This window comes from Halococcus sp. PRR34, assembly GCF_028617175.1.
Taxonomy (GTDB): Archaea; Halobacteriota; Halobacteria; order Halobacteriales; family Halococcaceae; genus Halococcus; species Halococcus salifodinae.
The window spans coordinates 49,844-67,000 of sequence record NZ_JAQJDA010000010.1; the positions used below are offsets into that span (position 1 = coordinate 49,844).

At 57.3% G+C, this 17,157-nt stretch carries 24 protein-coding genes and 2 pseudogenes; 4 read left to right on the forward strand and 22 right to left on the reverse strand.

Annotated elements, in window-relative coordinates; all coding sequences use genetic code 11:
• Window positions 1–5: 5 nt before the first annotated feature.
• The 3 genes from PHA81_RS12855 to PHA81_RS12865 form a co-directional block, all read right to left on the reverse strand.
• On the reverse strand, window positions 6–506 hold the full coding sequence (locus PHA81_RS12855) for a hypothetical protein (RefSeq protein WP_273837012.1): 501 nt from the start codon (window positions 504–506) through the stop codon (window positions 6–8).
• 138 nt (window positions 507–644) lie between these two features.
• Complete coding sequence (locus PHA81_RS12860) at window positions 645–929, reverse strand: hypothetical protein (RefSeq protein ID WP_273837013.1); 285 nt, start codon at window positions 927–929, stop codon at window positions 645–647.
• Between the two features lie 536 nt (window positions 930–1,465).
• A complete protein-coding gene (locus tag PHA81_RS12865) occupies window positions 1,466–1,759 on the reverse strand; it encodes a hypothetical protein (protein WP_273837014.1) in 294 nt (97 codons plus the stop codon).
• A gap of 154 nt (window positions 1,760–1,913) precedes the next feature.
• Here PHA81_RS12865 and PHA81_RS12870 point away from each other — a divergent pair, with 154 nt between their 5' ends.
• Complete coding sequence (locus PHA81_RS12870; protein WP_273837015.1) at window positions 1,914–2,276, forward strand: hypothetical protein; 363 nt, start codon at window positions 1,914–1,916, stop codon at window positions 2,274–2,276.
• 115 nt (window positions 2,277–2,391) lie between these two features.
• Here PHA81_RS12870 and PHA81_RS12875 read toward each other — a convergent pair whose 3' ends face one another.
• From PHA81_RS12875 to PHA81_RS12895, 5 genes are all read right to left on the reverse strand, one after another.
• Entirely contained in the window at window positions 2,392–2,652 is a 261-nt protein-coding gene (locus PHA81_RS12875) for a UPF0058 family protein (protein WP_273837016.1), read from the reverse strand.
• A gap of 142 nt (window positions 2,653–2,794) precedes the next feature.
• On the reverse strand, window positions 2,795–4,132 hold the full coding sequence (locus tag PHA81_RS12880; RefSeq protein WP_273837017.1) for a hypothetical protein: 1,338 nt from the start codon (window positions 4,130–4,132) through the stop codon (window positions 2,795–2,797).
• Window positions 4,133–4,576: 444 nt separating this feature from the next.
• Window positions 4,577–4,837, reverse strand: coding sequence for a hypothetical protein (locus PHA81_RS12885; protein WP_273837018.1), 261 nt, complete (start codon window positions 4,835–4,837; stop codon window positions 4,577–4,579).
• Between the two features lie 430 nt (window positions 4,838–5,267).
• The gene (locus PHA81_RS12890; protein ID WP_006078573.1) at window positions 5,268–5,426 is read right to left on the reverse strand and encodes a hypothetical protein; all 159 of its coding nucleotides are present in this window, start codon (window positions 5,424–5,426) and stop codon (window positions 5,268–5,270) included.
• 89 nt (window positions 5,427–5,515) lie between these two features.
• Window positions 5,516–6,340, reverse strand: a complete 825-nt coding sequence (locus tag PHA81_RS12895; RefSeq protein ID WP_273837019.1) for an IS5 family transposase — start codon at window positions 6,338–6,340, stop codon at window positions 5,516–5,518.
• A 219-nt stretch (window positions 6,341–6,559) separates the two neighbouring features.
• On the opposite strand from PHA81_RS12895, the gene PHA81_RS12900 reads away from it, so the two are divergent.
• The gene (locus PHA81_RS12900; RefSeq protein WP_161606457.1) at window positions 6,560–6,802 is read left to right on the forward strand and encodes a hypothetical protein; all 243 of its coding nucleotides are present in this window, start codon (window positions 6,560–6,562) and stop codon (window positions 6,800–6,802) included.
• Between the two features lie 232 nt (window positions 6,803–7,034).
• On the opposite strand, the gene PHA81_RS12905 is transcribed toward PHA81_RS12900, so the two are convergent.
• The 9 genes from PHA81_RS12905 to PHA81_RS12945 all read right to left on the reverse strand — a co-directional run bounded on the left by PHA81_RS12905 (window position 7,035) and on the right by PHA81_RS12945 (window position 12,310).
• Entirely contained in the window at window positions 7,035–8,030 is a 996-nt protein-coding gene (locus PHA81_RS12905) for a hypothetical protein (protein ID WP_006078571.1), read from the reverse strand.
• Window positions 8,031–8,476: 446 nt separating this feature from the next.
• Complete coding sequence (locus tag PHA81_RS12910; RefSeq protein ID WP_006078570.1) at window positions 8,477–8,716, reverse strand: hypothetical protein; 240 nt, start codon at window positions 8,714–8,716, stop codon at window positions 8,477–8,479.
• 50 nt (window positions 8,717–8,766) lie between these two features.
• A complete protein-coding gene (locus PHA81_RS12915; RefSeq protein ID WP_049914219.1) occupies window positions 8,767–9,081 on the reverse strand; it encodes a non-histone chromosomal MC1 family protein in 315 nt (104 codons plus the stop codon).
• A 99-nt stretch (window positions 9,082–9,180) separates the two neighbouring features.
• A complete protein-coding gene (locus PHA81_RS12920) occupies window positions 9,181–9,684 on the reverse strand; it encodes a TRAM domain-containing protein (RefSeq protein WP_006078568.1) in 504 nt (167 codons plus the stop codon).
• Window positions 9,685–9,801: 117 nt separating this feature from the next.
• The gene (locus tag PHA81_RS12925) at window positions 9,802–10,092 is read right to left on the reverse strand and encodes a PadR family transcriptional regulator (RefSeq protein ID WP_049914253.1); all 291 of its coding nucleotides are present in this window, start codon (window positions 10,090–10,092) and stop codon (window positions 9,802–9,804) included.
• Window positions 10,093–10,193: 101 nt separating this feature from the next.
• Window positions 10,194–10,361, reverse strand: coding sequence for a hypothetical protein (locus tag PHA81_RS12930; protein WP_006078566.1), 168 nt, complete (start codon window positions 10,359–10,361; stop codon window positions 10,194–10,196).
• A 63-nt stretch (window positions 10,362–10,424) separates the two neighbouring features.
• Complete coding sequence (locus PHA81_RS12935) at window positions 10,425–10,835, reverse strand: pro-sigmaK processing inhibitor BofA family protein (protein WP_006078565.1); 411 nt, start codon at window positions 10,833–10,835, stop codon at window positions 10,425–10,427.
• A 145-nt stretch (window positions 10,836–10,980) separates the two neighbouring features.
• The gene (locus tag PHA81_RS12940; RefSeq protein WP_006078564.1) at window positions 10,981–11,475 is read right to left on the reverse strand and encodes a hypothetical protein; all 495 of its coding nucleotides are present in this window, start codon (window positions 11,473–11,475) and stop codon (window positions 10,981–10,983) included.
• Window positions 11,468–12,310 (reverse strand): ParA family protein, encoded by an 843-nt coding sequence (locus PHA81_RS12945; RefSeq protein ID WP_006078563.1) that lies wholly within the window; start codon window positions 12,308–12,310, stop codon window positions 11,468–11,470. Before PHA81_RS12945 ends, PHA81_RS12940 begins: the two co-directional genes overlap by 8 nt.
• Before the next feature lie 445 nt (window positions 12,311–12,755).
• On the opposite strand from PHA81_RS12945, the pseudogene PHA81_RS12950 reads away from it, so the two are divergent.
• Both PHA81_RS12950 and PHA81_RS12955 read left to right on the forward strand, forming a co-directional pair.
• A pseudogene (locus PHA81_RS12950) lies at window positions 12,756–12,845 on the forward strand (IS6 family transposase); the annotation flags it as partial.
• Window positions 12,838–13,041: pseudogene (locus tag PHA81_RS12955) on the forward strand (IS1595 family transposase); the annotation flags it as partial. The pseudogenes PHA81_RS12950 and PHA81_RS12955, both read left to right, overlap by 8 nt.
• Before the next feature lie 42 nt (window positions 13,042–13,083).
• Here the strand turns inward: PHA81_RS12955 and PHA81_RS12960 are convergent.
• The 5 genes from PHA81_RS12960 to PHA81_RS12980 form a co-directional block, all read right to left on the reverse strand.
• A complete protein-coding gene (locus PHA81_RS12960; protein ID WP_006078562.1) occupies window positions 13,084–13,779 on the reverse strand; it encodes a ParB N-terminal domain-containing protein in 696 nt (231 codons plus the stop codon).
• 2 nt (window positions 13,780–13,781) lie between these two features.
• Window positions 13,782–14,132, reverse strand: coding sequence for a hypothetical protein (locus PHA81_RS12965; protein WP_006078561.1), 351 nt, complete (start codon window positions 14,130–14,132; stop codon window positions 13,782–13,784).
• Window positions 14,132–15,244 carry a helix-hairpin-helix domain-containing protein gene (locus PHA81_RS12970; RefSeq protein WP_049914216.1) on the reverse strand — a complete coding sequence of 371 codons (1,113 nt, stop codon included), beginning with the start codon at window positions 15,242–15,244 and terminating at the stop codon, window positions 14,132–14,134. Before PHA81_RS12970 ends, PHA81_RS12965 begins: the two co-directional genes overlap by 1 nt.
• Before the next feature lie 130 nt (window positions 15,245–15,374).
• Window positions 15,375–16,274: a hypothetical protein gene (locus PHA81_RS12975; RefSeq protein ID WP_273837021.1), complete on the reverse strand. Its 900-nt coding sequence runs from the start codon at window positions 16,272–16,274 to the stop codon at window positions 15,375–15,377.
• An 88-nt stretch (window positions 16,275–16,362) separates the two neighbouring features.
• Window positions 16,363–17,094, reverse strand: a complete 732-nt coding sequence (locus PHA81_RS12980) for a hypothetical protein (protein ID WP_273837022.1) — start codon at window positions 17,092–17,094, stop codon at window positions 16,363–16,365.
• Window positions 17,095–17,157 lie beyond the last annotated feature (63 nt).

Genomic DNA, 17,157 nt, shown 5'->3' on the forward strand with positions numbered 1-17,157 from the left:
ACCAATTAGGCCGAGCATTCCCAGTTCTCACCGCTTTCAGGGTGGGACGGTGATCGGTACCTGAAGGTCTTGACCCGGGTCGAATGCGTCTCCCATTCTCCTGAACTCTTGTTCTCGATAAGGAGCGTGTCAGTGTCGGAGTCAGCTACTAACCGGTACTTCCCGCCCTGGGGTCCTTCCATGTAGACCCGGGCTTTGCCGCCGCCGTTAACAGAGCTTTCCCGATCCACATACTCTACGTGGAAGGGACTGTCTCGGTTGAGCGCGTAAAGCGAGCCACCCTCTTCTACCGTTGCTAATCCGTTGTACATCTCTTTGGTGAGGTCTACGTCGTCCATAGCTCTATCGGAGTTTTCGGTGGTCGGTTCGTTCTCGAACGAGGTCTTGGCTAAGTCTGTCACTGTTCGAAGTGCTTCCTGGAACACGCCTGCTGGGTACTGGTGATGCTGTTCATGGACGTTCTCTACCTCTTTTTTGAGCCGGTCTGGTACCTGTGGTCGGGCCACGGATTTCTCTCCTCCTCCATTTCAGGTTTTGCTAGGTACATTGAGTGCACCTGGCAAACCGTACTAGGTCCACAGTACAAAAGTATTTCGCTCAAACCACCACCTGTTTCTCTGAGAAAACCAAGACTGTAGCTGCAACTACTCTTCAACCAGCTCAGCGTACTCCTCGTCGGTGAGCAGGTCTTCTAGGAGGAACTCGATCAACCCATGACGGTCCAGCAGGTGCTCAACGACATCATCAACGTCCGCACCGGACGAGTGGACGATCCCGCGAGCTTGGTTCGCGCCTTGAGTGTACGCTTCCTCTTCTGTTGCGCCCTTTTCGAGAGCGTCCTCTTTCTTGTTTACTCCCGCCTGAACTGCGCTGAGAGCGTAATTTAGCGTGATTTCATCCATCTGGTCGATCTCTGGTGATTGTGACATCACAGCACCTCATTGTGAGCATAGGGTATTAAGATGCTTGAAAAACGAGATGCTTTTATGCGGCTTCTATTAGCGTAAATCAGGCGAATTAGACACCCCCATAGGGGGTGGTAATAGACTCCCGCCACTATGCTAACTTGTGGCAAGATTTATTGGCGGTTCGACTGTATCCCAAAATCCATAATCCAATATATGAACAACCCGCCGCTCCCGCCGCCCCCCAGTCACACTCTCACTGACGCCGGAACAACACTGGACACTCCACCACGTACTCCTTGACCGGATTGATCAGGAGTCCACAGAGGTGACAGCGGATGCTGGCCCACCACCGCTTGAAGTGTTCCAGGCATTCGAGATGGTTGACAGTGGTGACCCCCGATTCACCCTCTCCCAGTTCAAAGCAGTTCGGAACGTTCTCTCAGAGTATCACCATTCACCGACCTGGTGGGAGGTCGAACGGCCGCAACTCGAACAACTCCTCCACCACATCACGCACCACCTCGAACAGCACCAACCATCTCACTATGCCGAATGAGTCAATCATCAGCGAAGAAATCCTCGATCCCGGACTGATCGGTCAACACATCCACCGCATCGCCGACCTTCTTCGTCCGCGCCTCGTACAAACTGTACTGCCCGTACTGTTCCTCCTCCCCTGATTCAGCCCGCTGTTCCAGGTACGTCTCCGCCGCCCCAACATCACCGAAAAACGGGATGGTCGTCTCCTCGTTCACGCCGGTATGGTACAGCGCCGCGCCAGTATCCGAGTCAAGCCAGTAATACACCGTAGAGCGTTTCCGGCCGGTATGCAACTCGTTGTAACTGTTCATAGAATATCTCTGTGCCGCCGTAGATTCAGAAAACCCGCCGGTACTTCCAGACCATCAACGATATGATATTGTTCTCACCGCCGAGACACAACTTCACCCGAAACCATGGGGTGCGGCCACAAGACTCTAGCCACTGTAGCACCTCTATACCAGTATGGCGGGGAAAACGATCTACCTCCCCAAAGACCCGGTGACCGTCACACCGGGGACGACCGTGGCCGACCTCAAGGCCGAAACCGGTGCCCGGTCGGATGAACGTCTTACGAGCTGGCAGCACGGCACGCTGTGGTACTGGGCCGACGACCAGGAGATATACAACCAGTTGGTCGAAGGCCAGCGGTGTGCATGGTGCATGCTTGACGGCCGTTTCATCAATCCGAACTACAGCTCCTCTCTACCGGAAAGACTGTATCTGAAAATTACTCTCGCCAACCAGCCTACGTGGAGCAACGACCTGGAGACTTCTCGAATTCCCCTTGACCATCACAACAACTGGAACAGACTGGTTTCACGTTGATTTCTACAGACAACTCATTCTATGCCGTGACCTGTGATCACTAACATGCCTGTAACGGCTTTACCGATAACCGCCACACCCGGTGCGAAAACGGATAAAAACCCTACAACTGAAACTATGCCGCGATCGGTTCCCGCTCATCTTCCTCCTCGTCCGAACTGTAGCTTCCGCTCTTGGCGAGTTCGTCAGCGATCTGCTTGGCCAACAGCATCACCGCCTCCTGGTGACTGCCTTTCTTCGCGAAGACGTGTTCGGGCTGCACCTCCAACTCTTCATACGCCTCAAACGCCTCCGCCTCAATCCCGTATTCCACCTCTACGTGCTGTTTCATCGCACGAAGCAGCGCGTGCATCTGGATCGATTCGTCTTTTCTCATAGTGATAGTACTATGTTCTGGAGACAGTCAAGTCTTTTTAGAGCATCAAAGAAAATCAAAGTCTCACCCAGTCAAACCACCAATTTCAGAGCGACCGCCGCTGTCATAGAAATCCTATTCAGAGACAATCTTCCGGGGTCCGTCAATCACTGTTGAGAGCAAGTAACATCGCGACCTGTACCACGGTCCATCCGGTGAGACCCGTACCCAGAACAAGCAGCTGTTGCTCCGGGTACAGCCAGGAAAAGAACCCAATTGACCCTGTTTCTGCTGTAGACACCACGACAAACAGTATATCGGACGACTGAGCATGTACCCGATCAGTCAACCACCAATCCCTGTCGGTATCTGGAACACCAGGCTCCGGTTCTGGCTGTGCCGGTGACCACGGCTTCTCCGGTTTCTCGAAGCCTTGGAGACTTTCTGGCCGTACAGCCACCGCTCCCATCGTCCCAGCCCCGGCCAAAACGTCCGACATGTTATTCGCCTGTTGAACAAGCGGAGCAAACGGCTGCAGCTGGTACTGTTCGAGCAAATCCGACATCCGCATCACCGGTACCACGGATAAGGTCTGCATCTCGTATGATATCTGCTCAACTACCGACTGGGAAACCCCGGCCATCATCTGCTGTACCGTGGGCGAATACATCGCTGGCATCGTCTGGATAGCCTCCTGCAAACCACTGAGCGCCGGTTGCCCCATCGTTTGAAACATCGATGGCTCAAATCCGGCCATTGCCGACGACGCTACCACAGACGAAATCCCAGCGGTTGCGGCTAGTGCAGGAGTCGACGCACTCTTCCCGATACCGGTTGCCCGCACCGCCTGCTGGAATCCACGAACATTCTGCTTCCGCATCTCACCTACAGTCTGTTGCCACCCATTAGCTATCTGTGACCCCAAGCGTTGACTTAGAAACTGGTTCCCTACAAACGCGCCCGAAATCGACATCCCCTCCTTCACCGATTCCAACATCCTCTCCACCTGAGAACCAACTACGGCATCCATGTCCTGGATCATCGGCACCTCCATTTCCGGCACCGGTTCCTCGATATCAACAGCATCCAACTCGTTATCCAACAACGTCCGACCAACAAACGTCCGTACGTGTTCCTCTGCCTCTGTCCGTGTCTCCGTATCCAACTCCCCTACATCCAAGCCGCCTCGGAAATACCGTCGGCCATCCTCGAAGATCGTGCCACGAACTGTATCTATCGGTGCCTCGCCAAACACGAGATAGTACGTTTTCACAGCCCGGCGAGCCTTCTCCATTGGCACTTCAAGCTCGACAGCAAGTACCCGAATCGACTCCCCCTCACGGTAGCGATCACCGGCCTCCCGAACCGTCTCACACCAGTCGAAGGTCACCCGTGAGATAGCTGCCTGTTGTTCCTCCTCAGACGGAATAAGATCCTCAAGGCCAGCATATTCCACAGAATCAGAATCGTCTTCATCCGTGCTTCCATCATCCTGGACCATTCAAGTCAGGGTAGAAGATGTAGCCAAATAAGACTTCTGCACACATTGCCGGTACCAAAAATCCATTGCGTCGAAAACAGAATCGACAGATGGCGTATTTACGTGAACGAATATGCTTCTACGCCCGACTCAAAACATTCGTACTACCACACTCCGGACATTGTGTCATCGTTCCCAATGGTGGGGCATCAATTGAGTTCCACTCATCGCTGCCCGGAGCTGCCTCGAACCCACAGTTCAGACAGCGCGACGGCAACGCTACCGAATCACTACGAGCCACAGCCATACCCCGGTTTTGGAAGCCTCCCGAGCACCTCAGTCTCTGATTCTGGATCATCGGTATCGACCTTATCTTGTGGCATAGTAGCACACACACCACATTCCGAGAACGTAAAGATACCGCTACTGAATAATCAGAACGTTACAACGCGGTCTGGAACATCCTCACCAATCGCCACTGAAATCTACATCCAGGCCACACTTCTCCACAAATTGTCTGACGTACCGCTGTTTACTATCACTATCCAATGCTCCAAAAACGTAGTACCCATCGGAGATTTCACGATACAGGCGCATTTCCTCGCCCGTCGGATGCTCTGGCTTGGAATGGAGGATCGCCTTTTTCTGGCCCGGTACATAGGGCAGCGAATCCAACTGGCTGATCAAATCGTGGTCACGTACGAGTATGTCGATAGCTTGTGCCATCGCATCAGTCTGACTCTCCTCCGTAACGGTAGAAATCGCCTCACCACTTTCGTAGACGCTCCTGTGAAGCACATTGTTGGTGGCGACCGAGTTGCTTAAGCGGATTCTCTAGATCGGTGGATGACGCGGTGGGACTGGCGGATCGATCCCCTTCTAATCCGATCGTCCAAGAACGAAATCGCCCGACTGCGCTTCACCAACAATCTCCGTCACAAGAGCGATCAACAATCTCCTACAGATGAGCGTTGATCTAATCGCTCAATCGGCAAGAGGAGATTTCAAACGATGTCCAGAAGGTACTCCTTCCTGACCCCCGGTCCAGAACCCCCGAACTTGATATGCTGAACAGGGGCACCAGAAGGTCACTCCAGTATCCGGCAGTCTCTGCACACCGATTCAACCGTTGGGAACATCCTCTCAGCGATACTCGTCAGTTGTTCCGTTGGGACTTCGCCTCTCGAACGCCACCCTTCTCACGGATCATGTCCGGACACTCTGGACACACGCGCACAGTCGTCATCTCGGACGGAGCAAAAACCCGCACGTACTGCTCGGTCACGAAACTCCCGCAGTTCTCACACTCAGGCATATCCGATCGCTCTCACAGCACTCCGATATAGCCACCGACTTTCAGGAGACTAATCCGATATGCTGTGTTGAATAGCTGCTGAGTCACGGTTAGAGTGGTTCACAGAGCGGTTCTATGTTCGAAATGGCGAACATGAGAACGATTTCACGGAACTGTCGATACCAGCCGAGCGCTCGCACGGCGTCGCCGAGCGAGCGCTTCGTTGTCGAGTACGATGTTTCGGCCATCCAGCGCTGAGAGTAGCCTTTTGCGCGGATGAGCGCGTTGTGTCCTATCGTGAGTGGTCTCGATCCACGCTGTAAGATGAGTGGCTCGACGCCGAGTGCGTAGAATTCGTATTTCGTGACCCAGTTGTGGAAGGCTTTGTCGGCCGCCACGGACAGCAGGTCGTCCGCGTTCCGGCGGACGACCTGCGGCCCGGTCTTCGTATCGTGTCTCCACTGAGCTGAGATGTGTACGTCAAGAACGGCAAGAGACTCTCTATCGGTTAGCGTCGTGACTTTCAGTGTTTGGACGGTATTTCCCGACCGCTGGCGGTAGTACGACGAGGCAGAACAGCGGTCAAAGAACGTGCTGTCGAGTGCGGCGTGACCAGATTGCGGGTGTTGCTGCGCTGAAACGCGCAGCAACGCCCGCCACACCCACATTTCCAGCCGGTCGAACGATTTGTAGATCGTGCTGTAGTCTGGGAGATCGTCCCGATCTAAGTCGAGGACATCACGAACTTCAGCCATGTACTCCAGCCGATTCGGCGTTTCTCGGTAGCTGTGGTCTTCTTCGACCCGAAGACAGTGTAGGACGACGTGCTTCCAGCGGGCGAACCCGCCGCTGGCGGGCTCGCCCGCGTGCTTCCCCAACGCTTGTTTGACTAGATGCCGACACCGCTCAACGAAGTCGAGGAGATCGACTTCCATGGACAGAGTCGAATTCCTCGGCTTCATCCTTCTAAGCCGTGATATCAGTCGATTAGATCGCTATTCAACACGGCAATCCGATAAGCGATTAGCCCGCGTCTCGAACGTACTGCCTTATTTCTGTACTTTCGCAGTGTTGCTCTCGGTGAATTGTTGATCCATTGTGAACCGTCGCTTGAGCTCTACCACTACCCGACCTCCCAACGTTCCCGAGTGCGAGTGGCCGGCGGAATCGACCGATCGACCGGCTTCCGATCGCTCAACGCTATACCCACCGCATTCTGGACAGATGTAGTGTTCAAGCCCGTACGCTTCGTCACACCCACGGCAGACGTACCGCGCATCGCCGTCTCGTTCCTGCTTCCGGTTGGTGAGTACTCCCATATCACACACCGATATTTCAATACAATGGCCATAAACGGTATATACTTTGTGGAGAAGCAGTCGCACTTCTCCGTCTGAGTGAATGGATCAACTCGGCCAGACACCCGGCTCAAGCCACTTCTCATCCCCACACCGAGTACACACCCAGACCATCTGAGGCGGTTGTTCCCGGGGTGTGATTCCGAATCGGTCCTCTGTCGTGGTCCCCTCTGGCTCGTAATCGTGCCACCCGAATCGGCATCCCTGTTTCAAGATAGCGGTCATACTCATTGCTCTCATCCCATACTGGTGGCCAGCAAATCAGCTTCTGTCAGCTCTCACCAAACGCACTCCCTGGCGAGAACTCCGTCAGATCCTCGATCTCCTGTTCTAGCCGGTCGATCTCCTGGCGCAGTACCTCCGCCTCGGGATCGTCACTTACCGCCAGCCGGTCTTTCAGCCCCTGCAACCGCGTCTCCTTGCGTTCTTCGTCGACGTCGGCCTTCCGGACGTACTCACTTTCAGAGACGTCGTACACGGCCGACTCCGGCACAGAAACCACTTCCAGCGCTTCGTCGACCTTCCCACGATCGACACCTACCAACTGTTCGCGATCGATCCCCGTTCCCTCGAACGCTTCGAGCACTTTCTCGTCGTCTTTCAGCGAGCGATTCTGGCGCGTCGTCCGCTGGACCGAGCCGTACTGGCCATGTGCTGGTCGGTCGTGTTGGACGCGGGTGAGTAGTATGTCGGTCACGTCCTGCCGGAGGTCGTTTGCGTTGCGCTGTACATCCGACAGCAGCGTGTATAGGTTCACCAGCGCCGGTGTCTCTACCGCGTCGAGAGCCGTGAGGTCCTCGCGTTCGAGCGCGTCGATCAACAACAGCATGTCCGCATAGACGTCGATATCCGGCTCCTCGCGCTCTTCGGACTCGCTCTCCTCACTCATCGAGAGGTGCGGCGCGTCGTCTAGCACCGCGCTCTCGTCGACCTCATCCAGTTCGGTCAGCGTCCCTTCGCGCTCGTCGAGCACGTACCGTGGGTGGAGTGCGAGCACCGCCGCGTAGGGTTCGGCCTTCGGTGGGAGTCGGTCGAGCTCGTAGCCATTCAGTGCCTCGTGGGTGTGCTCGGCGAGCGCTTCGAACTGCTCGCGATCCAACGGTTGTGAGTCACCCGAATCGACGTCCTCGATGATGATCCGTGGCTCTTGGACGTCGGTGATCTGAAAGCGCCTCGACGCCAACGGCGTGATGAGCGTCGCATCGTCGGGAAGGTCCTCACAGCGCTCGCAGAGCGTTCCCCACGTCGCATCGAACGGAATCGCCATACCATCTCCTCGGAGAGCCTACCTGAAAACAACCGTGGGCCACACACCGGAGTTTGAGTGACAATCCCGTCGTTGTGGTGTGTTCTGCTCTTGGCGACTCGTCGATGTGAAGAGCACCACAGTACTGGCGAGTGAGCCAGTCGATCAGTCTCCTGGACCGATGGTATAGTGAGCAATCTCGCTCGATTCGCAATTCGGACAGGATTCAGTGTCGGGCTTGACGCTCGCGCCGCAGTCACGGCATTCGATGAGAGAGATTTGCGTCGACTGCGAGAGGATTTGTCTTACTGTCTGTATCATAGCGGGGAAAGAGCGTGTGACGCGCTCTGGTGAGGTCGGGCCGTTCCGCCCTCACTCCCGAGTATCCATCCGACTGTTATAGGGACTTCCCTACAGCAGTGAAAGTGAAACCGACGGACGAAGCCGCGGGCGATGTCCCTTTCGAGTTACTTCTCAGTCGGCGTAATCCGAACGCGATCATCGACGTAGTAGATACGACCACGATTGTCAAGCATGTCGAGCGCGTGGGCGGCATCGGACTCGCTAAATCGGTCGTCGTCGGCAAGCAGTGCTTTGGCCTCGTCTTTCGGGAGGCCATCACTCTCGCTGTCTCTGTCGCCGACCGCCTCAGTCAGGACAGTGAGGGCATCGTCAGCGAACGGCGGGAGCCGCCGTTCTCGGTCCATACACGGGGTTTGACTCGACGACTATGAATCTGTGTCAGACAGCGGTGCTGCTACAGTTCTTCGAGGTGTTCGATTCGTTGTTTCGAGACGTTCGCTTCTGTGATCGTTTCGGGCATCCACTCTGGACCGTCGTTGGGAGCGTCCTCACGCCACGCCCACCCCTCGTAGATGTGAAGTTTGTGCGTCCCCCGTTCGCGGAGGCGGAACTCCTCTCTGGGTGCTGCGTCCTCGCTTTCGCTGGGGTCGAGTTTTCGGGCAGCCTTCAACGCTGCTTGGTGAGGCATTTTCCCCGTGAACACGCTGGTTTCCTCACCACTCTCCTCGCGCAGTGCGAAGTTCCGCTCGTCATCCACCTCTCTTGCCATGGTTTGGCCCCTCCAAGCGTATCCATCAACGAGAGTAGGATAAGAGTATCCCCTGCAGTAATGGGGTTTCCTCAGTGGAGTGGTCGAACGTCAAAGATTTCACTCGGGTTCGCCGAGTGTCTCTTCGGCGAACGAATCGTCGAAATCGTCCGTTCCGGAGTCAGCGGTACCCGACATCTCGTCGCGAACCCGCGCGAACGCCACGTTTTCCTTGGCCTGTTCGATCTCGATGGTCACCTCATCGTCCGGGCGCGTCCCAGGCACGATCACGACATACCCTCGGTCGATTTTCGCGATTCCGTCGCCTTGATCACCAAGTGAGTCGATCGTCACCTCGCGGATGTCGCCCGGTTCGACCGGTGGTGACTGTTGGCTGGAGTCACTCGAACCCGACTCTGACGACGAAGTAGTATCCGGTTGCCGTCGAGTCACACCATCGTCAGATTGAGGAGTACTCGAGACGATCGCTACGCGGTAGGTTTCGCCAGGGGTGATTATTCCCTGATCGAGTTCGGACCGGGGAATCTCGATCCTGTAGGAGTCACCAGACTGGTCGACTGACGCACTGAACAGACACGACAGCTGGTCGGGAATCTCAACCATTACACTACGCCTTTACGGCGGGCAATACGAAATTGCTGTTGCACTGGAACTCTCTGTAGAGCCCAGCCAAAAGTGTGGATCGCGATCGCCAGACTGGAGCAGGGAGCATCGAAAGACTCACTCCTCGACAGAAACGTGCTGGTTTTCCCATTCACGACGCGCTTGTACCTCACGACGGCCGCGATTAGTGACGCTGTAAGAGTTCGTTCGGTTGTCGATGGTTCCTTTTTCGAGGAGTCCCTTCTCGACGAGTTCATCGAGGTTCGGGTAGAGCCGTCCGTGGTTGATCTCTCCCGAATAGTCCTGGTCCATCCTTTCTTTGATCGCGAGTCCATGCGGAGCCGATTCGTTTTCCAATCCTGCTGTCACGTACAGTAAATCCCGCTGGAATGCGGTCAGATCTTCCATCATGGCCGTTTGATAGGTGAGACAATAACATCATAATACTGTCGGCCATATCTACTATGTCACACCGCTCATGGCGGTGGTGAAACCGAAAAGAGTCGCCGCTACAGATCGCGGGGTTGGACGGTCTTTCGATCGTTCTCTTCGGCGCGTCGACTCGCGTCCTCCAGCAGTTCACTCACCTCGTCATCGAGCGCATCGTAGAGGTCCGACGCGACGTTCAGTTCCCCGAGTTCCTCCTTCACGGCGGCTTGAACGATCAAATCTGCCATCGAAAACAGCGACTCCGGTCAGCCACTTATAATCAACGGCTCTATTGGCCGTCTCGCCGGGAATTATCCGGGCGATGGCCCTTCGGTCGTCGGAACAGCGGTCCCGTTACTGCTACTACTCTCGTCCACAAAGTCGACGACCTCACCGAACGCACTGAGAAGCCGATCGAGATTCTGAGCCGCTTGATCGACGAGGATACTCCCTGCTTCTCCGGCACCCGGCGGGACGAACGCGACCCCGCCGTAGGCGAGCAACAGAACCAGTATCGCGCCGGGAACGCCTGCGAGGGCGGTAATCAGCAGCGTCGTGGGGGTGAGCGCAACACCAAAGCCGAACCAACTGGCGACCATGATCGTGAGAACGCCGCCGACCGCGTTCGCTGCAAGCATTTTGAGCGACCCGAGTATCTGCCGCGCGAAAACCAGGGCAACGACCGCGATCGCGAGCACTCCGAGTGTGAAGCCGTCGACCATGCGAAACCCGTCAGAAATACAGGGCGTAAGTCTATCGGAATCTCGTCACAGTTATGATATATTAGCGCCCCTTCTGACTCTCCCGTTCCTACCTATTGCTCCAAGCAGCTCGCGTCAACCATCTCCAACAACCGAAAAGTGAGAACTACGGGCTATCTGGCACGTCGACGTCGAGTCCACGCATCTCAACGATGTATTCAGCAATCACTTCGGGATGGTCCGCCGCCATACGCATCATGGCTTCTTGACGCTCGCGCTGAGTGACGTTGCGAAGCCCGATCTCGTTGCGCATCACGAGCACGTCGTACCGATCCATCGCGTCCTTGTACCGCTCAGACGTCTCTTGAAGACAATACAAGGTTTCCCGATCAAAATCATCGCCGGAATACGCTGGTTTGCTTTCCTCGACCGGGGTGGATTCGCTCTCAGCCTCGTCGTTACTTTCGTCTTCGGTAGATGTGCTCATGGGCTCTGAGTCCGCGTCTTCGGATGGTTGCTCGTCGGGTTCCACTTCCGTCTCTGGCGCTGCATCCTGCTCCTCGGATTCGTCCGGTTCCGGTTCCGGTTCTGGCTCCGACGCCGATCCCTCGTCACCCTTATTATCGAGTTCGTTGAGCTCGTCAATTCGACTGTTACCCATCGACACCACCCCGCTCGGCAATATCGGCGAGAACGTCGAACCGCTCGATCATCTCGTGGTCGGGCTCGTACTCTGAGAGTGGAATCCCGTCTTTCCACGCTCGTTTGATCTGGATGCGATCACGAATGCCGGGGCCGACACTATCATCGAACCGCTCTATACGGGCAAAGGAGGGCGTGTATTCCGGGTACTGCTCCTCTAAGATCTCGATGAGTTCTCGTAGTTCGTTGTTGTTCGACGTCTCGTTGGGGACTAGGGCGAGAATATCGACGTCTCGGTGCTTCCGAATCGGATCAATCTGCCGGTCCCGCAGCATCTCGAAGCCGCTCACACTTTCTCCACCGTCGTCGAGCGGCACGATCACGTTTCCGGCAGCGTAGATCGCCGAATCCATCCACAGTGAATCCGGGGATGCCTCGGTGTCGATCACGATGAAATCGTACACCTGCTCAAGTAGCGGCTGAACGATTTGCTCGTCCATCCAGGTCATCGACATTCGCTTGCTGTCGATCCGGGTCTGGTAGTGAGCTAAATCCTCGTGTGAAGGCATTACGTCAAACGGGAGTCCGGTTTCCTCTCCGGGCACGATTATATCGCTGAACCCTACGTCTTCGTCCTCGTCGTCATCGAGGAATTGCCCGAAATGAGTCCCATTCTGAAAAGCGTCCTTGAGCCCGACTCCCTCGGTTAGATTACCGGAGGGGTCGGTGTCGATTACGAGTACGTCGTGTCCTCGCTTCGCGAGCCGATCGGCGAGGTTGATCGAGATTGACGTCTTTCCGACACCGCCCTTATTGTTCGCGATCGCGATTGCCCGCGATTCTCCGTTTTCCATAGGTGTCATTATTCTCCGTTACCCCGGTGGATCAGGGCACGGGTACAGCATCTCTCGCATCCGTTATAGTTTTTGGGTTGTATAGCTGCTCTCACCTCTACAGACAGGGAAGCATCTACAGCAGGTGTAGCATCTACAGATGGTGTCGCAGGTATCGGTACTCCTCCTCTGTCTTCGGCCCTCAACACTGCTCGAAAGAAAAGCTGCTATGCGGCTGCCATAACCCGGATTATCACCCGATTAGGCGACTCTTAGTGAACGGGATGAGTGAGCTGGAAGTAGCCGCTGATCGCGAGTGCGATGAGCCCTAGAGCCAGATAGATCCGCGACGACGTGGGACTCACGCCTATCAGGATCAACACAAGCGCGATCGTCGCGAACAGCCCGCCCAACAGGCACTGTTGAGGTGGTTTGAGAAACGAGCAGGTCGTAGCGAGCTCTGTCCATGAAACTCGGAAACCTGTTCGAAGAGACGTTAACCGTGGATTGTGATGAGGTTTGGGAGAACGAGCGCACCCCGAACACCCCTGGCCGTCAATCACCCCGAGACGTACGTGATCGGCGACGCGCACGTGAACACGTGCGAGAACCGCCACGGCTTCGTGGGGCAATAGCTCGGGAAGTTTCGAGGGGTTTCAAAACACCATCTTCAGGGCCATCTTGACTTCCTCGGCCTTCAGCTGAACGCTGCCGAGGACTGGTTCAAAATGCTGCTGGGTGACGACTCATAGAGATGAGCGTACATCAATACAGCCGACCGTCCAAGCAACGTCTCAATCGGCCTCGTGACCTGCAAGGTAGCCCTGACGCAGCGCTTCCGAGCGCGTCGACGCGAGTTTCTCCTCCAAGTACGGGGTGAGCGGCGTGAGCCTCCGAAGCCGCTCGTCGGACCACGCTTCACGAAGGCGGGCAATCGCGTGGTCGATCTCCTCTTGGCCGTACATTCCGCGCTCGTCGCCACCCTCGATCGGGATATGCTCGTCGACGAACTTCCGGGCTGCTTCCCATCTGTCGAGGTCCAGCACGCGCACGGCAATCTCGTCGAGCTCGGCGCGACGGGCGGCTTCCATCCGCTTGTGACCGCCGACCGTCTCGTACTCGTCCTCCGAAAGCGGTCGCACTGCTGGAAACGTCAACAGGTGGCCGCGCTCGCGCGTCTGCTTCACGAACTGCTGGTGATCCGGGTTGTCGTATTCGCGAGCGTTGTACGGTGAGGGGGCGATCGCATCAACGGCGATCTCTCGGATGGGGCCGCCTGACTCAATCCGCTCGACCGTCTCGGGTTCGTTGATCGTGACCGGGCCGACTTTCTCCCCGTCGTCGCGAACTGCGTCGTACAGCAGGATCGCGTGTTGATCGTAATGCCACTCGCGCGCCCACCCTTCATAGGTGTGCTCCGAAGTGGGAACGCGAACGTACGTACCTCTGAAATCCGCGTCGAGTTGGTAGTAGAACGGGTCTTTTGCCATCGTTACGTGCCCTCGGCGTCTTCCTCGAACCACTGCCTGAGCTCGTCTCGCGTCCGAAAGACGAACTGTTTGAACTCCGCTGTCGAGCTTGGTGAATCAGGCCACTCGTCGCGACGGGCTGTGATACAGATGTGCGGCTCCGTGAGGGGAACCTCCTCACCAGTGCTCGGGCAAAGTTGGGTCTCCCCCTCCCGACTCGGACAGGTGCGCCGGTGAACCGTACTGAACGACCACCCTGACTCGGAGTGAAAGGCCGGAAGTGTCGGCCACGGCTGGCCGGGCGGTGCGTACCCACGGACGATTTCTTCGACCGACTCCGGTTTCGGCGGTGCTGATCCGTTCTGCGAGGACATCATGATTCTCCTGAGCGCGCACTGAGGTCGTCGAGAACTCTATCGACACGAGTCGATGACAGGCCCTCGATCTCGAGCAACTCCTCGCGAGTGATTCCTACCAGGTCCTCGGGTGAGCTGTAGCCGCGCTCACGAAGCCGATCGGCGACAGCCTCGCCGATCCCAGCAACGTCGGTGAGCTCGCTCGTTCGGTCGCGCTCAACCGGAATTTTGCGGACGATCGGCGTCTTGAACCCGAGCATCCCCTCCGCTGCATAGACGGTGATCTCAGGCCGCTCGCGTCGACTGAGCCCCTCAAGCTCATCGACCGAGATACCAAGAGCCTCAACCATTTCAGCGGGAAGAGTCACCGAATACCCCTCATACGGTACATCATCCCCACGTCCATGTTCGCGATAGACCGCATACTCAGGATCCGCGGCACCGGCTTGTCGCCGATAGCCGACTGCTGGGATGAGTCCCCCGAGTGACTCGGCGGCCTCGGGGTGGTAGCTCACTGAGTGTGGGTCGTCAACCTCCGAGGCGAGTCCGGCTGCCCGAATCGCCGTCGTCGCCGTCAGCACGGTCATACGACTCTGCCCGTCTTCATCCGATCCCCTCACACGCGGTCGGGCCGTCTGGACGGGTGTAAGCCGAAGGACGTCGCGACTGTCGTCAACGACACGATCGGGGTCCTCGGGTAGCGCCTCGATCGGAACGTCGAACCCCCCGGCGGGGGCGAGAGCGATCATCCGCTCGCCCGCAAACACGTCGATTACCAGCGGATGCTCCTCGTCGTGCTCGCCCTCGGTATGGGATTCAAGCGCTTCGACCACCTCCTTCGGCAGTGCGATCCGAATTGAGGCTTTTCCGTCGGTCGTCGCCGTTCGAGTGTACCGGTCACGCGGGGCGTCCTCGTCTGCCGCCGCCCCGAGTGCCGGGATCACGCCGAGCTCCTCGATCTCGTGAGGCTTGAACTGGAACGTTGCACCCTCGTCGAGTCCGGCGGCTTTCACCGCCTCCGTGATGGTGGCTCGGTATTCGTCCGTTCCCGTTTTCTGCCGGACCTCAACGGTCTGAACGTGCTGGATCGGTAGCGGTTCTTGCTCCTGCTGCTCTGGTTCTGTGCTCATGGTCTGGATTCCTGATTGTACCATAGGTGTTCACCTGAATCGACTACGCTACCAATATACGGGGGAATCCGGTAAAAAACTGTCGGCCTACCCTTGCCGTCGATCCGGTCAGGGGATCGACATTCGCCTGTCAGAACGTCGCGAAGCCCGCCTGCTTTAGTATTTCGTCGTCACAACCCGGCGAGAGCTCGTACTCAAGCATCCGCGCGATCGACTCGGCGAACCCCGCGCGCATGGTCGTCGAATCCTCACCCGTGGGGAACGATACGCGGTGTTGCTGCCACGACTTATCCGGGATTTTGCCCTTGCTGACGGCGTTCTCCGGCGTCGAAATATCGAAACTGTCGAGCAGTGGCTTCTCAGGATCGTCCTCGACGGACTCGCGGATCGCTCCGATGAGCTCGGCGGACGTCCCGACACCCAGGCCGTGAACGTCGACGTCGTAGCCTGCGACCTCGCGAAAGTCCCGAATGTGAGCAACCTGCTGCTCGCCGCTCATGTCACGCATCCCGCCGAGCGCGAAGTGGTCCACTTTCGAGAGACAATTCAGACTCCCCGAGTCGAACGGCGGTGCGATCGGCACGATCACGTCGGCCTCGCACTCGTGACTCGTGTATTCGCCGAGGAACCACTCGTAGGCGTCCGCTGCGTGGATACCCTCGCCTGCGGGGTCCGATTCGGGCGGCCAATCCTTGCCGACCACGTACTCGGCGTCGAGTTTGTGAGCCGCGTCGAGCACGTCCTCGACGGCATAGTAGGGATCGTTGACCACGGAATCAACGATTACTGAGTCGGCGCTGTCAGCCACGCTCGGGCGGGCTTCATTCGCTGCGACGAGTCGGTTCGGCCACGAATACCGGGGATTGATCCCGGCTACATACACGTCAACGGGACACGCCTTGTGCAAGCGCTCGCGGGCGTCGATCTCACGAGCGTACCGTTCGGGGACCTCGATCGTTTCGGTGCTGTCCTCGTCACTCGCGCTCTCTTGCGAGCTCGCACGCTCCGAGGTGGTTTGCGTCGTTGCCATAGGTGTTCACCGGGGCGCTCCCCCTTGCTACCAATATACGGTCGGATACTGATAAAGTCTTCGTCTCAACTACGACCCGTTTCCGGCGCTATCCCTGGCTGGCAAACCGACCGAGACTGGTTTGCCCGGTGGGATCGGCGGGAAGCGGGCCGTCGCCGTCGATGAACGTGCGAGCGAATTCGCGGGCGGTAGTGAGTGCAACCTCGATACCGCACTCCTCGGGCGGATCGGCGATCTCCTGCTGCTCATTGTCGTGAGCACCCTTCCAAGGGGCGAGTGCAACCGTCGAGTTCCCGCTCCCGGCCCACGTCTCGACTTTCAGATACGGGCACGAGTCGGCACTCATCTCGTCGGGGAAGTTGCCACCGGCGAGCCGATCGACTTCGCGAGCGTCGGTTTGGTGATACAGGATTGTGGTCGTTCGGCTGTTGATCCGGTAGCTGGCGAGCTCGTAGCCAACTGGCGGCTGAAACGCCGCCTCGTGGATTCGTAGGTGCGACCACTCGCCCTCACTGTAGTTGTTCATCCACTCGATGGCGGCCTCAATCGCCGTCACGATGGCCTCCTCGTGGGATAGATCCCCGCGATCGTCATGATCGAGGTCGACGATTCGCTCTTTGCTTTCTAACCCGCTCGTGCGGTCGTCGGTGACTGCTGCGTAGCTGTTCCTGAGCGACTCGAATACCCGAATCGCGAGCGGTCGCTCGCCCTGCTCGTACTGCCAGCAGTGGCCGTTCGTGCGATCATCCGGGTCGTGAATCCACCCGTTGACCGCCGTCGGCAGGTCGAAACCATCGGGGAGCCGTGGTTTCGTGGGCATACTATCGAGCCTCCTGACCGATCGTATCGCGTTGAATCCGTCCCATAGGTGTTCTCCGGGGCG

What these genes read in the sequence shown, in the direction of transcription:
- PHA81_RS12860 (WP_273837013.1), bottom strand. Translation starts at nt 929, where the DNA reads ATGTCACAATCACCAGAGATCGACCAGATGGATGAAATCACGCTAAAT.
- PHA81_RS12865 (WP_273837014.1), bottom strand. Translation starts at nt 1,759, where the DNA reads ATGAACAGTTACAACGAGTTGCATACCGGCCGGAAACGCTCTACGGTG.
- PHA81_RS12870 (WP_273837015.1), top strand. Translation starts at nt 1,914, where the DNA reads ATGGCGGGGAAAACGATCTACCTCCCCAAAGACCCGGTGACCGTCACA.
- PHA81_RS12875 (WP_273837016.1), bottom strand. Translation starts at nt 2,652, where the DNA reads ATGAGAAAAGACGAATCGATCCAGATGCACGCGCTGCTTCGTGCGATG.
- PHA81_RS12880 (WP_273837017.1), bottom strand. Translation starts at nt 4,132, where the DNA reads ATGGTCCAGGATGATGGAAGCACGGATGAAGACGATTCTGATTCTGTG.
- PHA81_RS12885 (WP_273837018.1), bottom strand. Translation starts at nt 4,837, where the DNA reads ATGGCACAAGCTATCGACATACTCGTACGTGACCACGATTTGATCAGC.
- PHA81_RS12890 (WP_006078573.1), bottom strand. Translation starts at nt 5,426, where the DNA reads ATGCCTGAGTGTGAGAACTGCGGGAGTTTCGTGACCGAGCAGTACGTG.
- PHA81_RS12895 (WP_273837019.1), bottom strand. Translation starts at nt 6,340, where the DNA reads ATGGAAGTCGATCTCCTCGACTTCGTTGAGCGGTGTCGGCATCTAGTC.
- PHA81_RS12905 (WP_006078571.1), bottom strand. Translation starts at nt 8,030, where the DNA reads ATGGCGATTCCGTTCGATGCGACGTGGGGAACGCTCTGCGAGCGCTGT.
- PHA81_RS12910 (WP_006078570.1), bottom strand. Translation starts at nt 8,716, where the DNA reads ATGGACCGAGAACGGCGGCTCCCGCCGTTCGCTGACGATGCCCTCACT.
- PHA81_RS12915 (WP_049914219.1), bottom strand. Translation starts at nt 9,081, where the DNA reads ATGGCAAGAGAGGTGGATGACGAGCGGAACTTCGCACTGCGCGAGGAG.
- PHA81_RS12920 (WP_006078568.1), bottom strand. Translation starts at nt 9,684, where the DNA reads ATGGTTGAGATTCCCGACCAGCTGTCGTGTCTGTTCAGTGCGTCAGTC.
- PHA81_RS12925 (WP_049914253.1), bottom strand. Translation starts at nt 10,092, where the DNA reads ATGGAAGATCTGACCGCATTCCAGCGGGATTTACTGTACGTGACAGCA.
- PHA81_RS12930 (WP_006078566.1), bottom strand. Translation starts at nt 10,361, where the DNA reads ATGGCAGATTTGATCGTTCAAGCCGCCGTGAAGGAGGAACTCGGGGAA.
- PHA81_RS12935 (WP_006078565.1), bottom strand. Translation starts at nt 10,835, where the DNA reads ATGGTCGACGGCTTCACACTCGGAGTGCTCGCGATCGCGGTCGTTGCC.
- PHA81_RS12940 (WP_006078564.1), bottom strand. Translation starts at nt 11,475, where the DNA reads ATGGGTAACAGTCGAATTGACGAGCTCAACGAACTCGATAATAAGGGT.
- PHA81_RS12945 (WP_006078563.1), bottom strand. Translation starts at nt 12,310, where the DNA reads ATGGAAAACGGAGAATCGCGGGCAATCGCGATCGCGAACAATAAGGGC.
- PHA81_RS12960 (WP_006078562.1), bottom strand. Translation starts at nt 13,779, where the DNA reads ATGGCAAAAGACCCGTTCTACTACCAACTCGACGCGGATTTCAGAGGT.
- PHA81_RS12965 (WP_006078561.1), bottom strand. Translation starts at nt 14,132, where the DNA reads ATGTCCTCGCAGAACGGATCAGCACCGCCGAAACCGGAGTCGGTCGAA.
- PHA81_RS12970 (WP_049914216.1), bottom strand. Translation starts at nt 15,244, where the DNA reads ATGAGCACAGAACCAGAGCAGCAGGAGCAAGAACCGCTACCGATCCAG.
- PHA81_RS12975 (WP_273837021.1), bottom strand. Translation starts at nt 16,274, where the DNA reads ATGGCAACGACGCAAACCACCTCGGAGCGTGCGAGCTCGCAAGAGAGC.
- PHA81_RS12980 (WP_273837022.1), bottom strand. Translation starts at nt 17,094, where the DNA reads ATGCCCACGAAACCACGGCTCCCCGATGGTTTCGACCTGCCGACGGCG.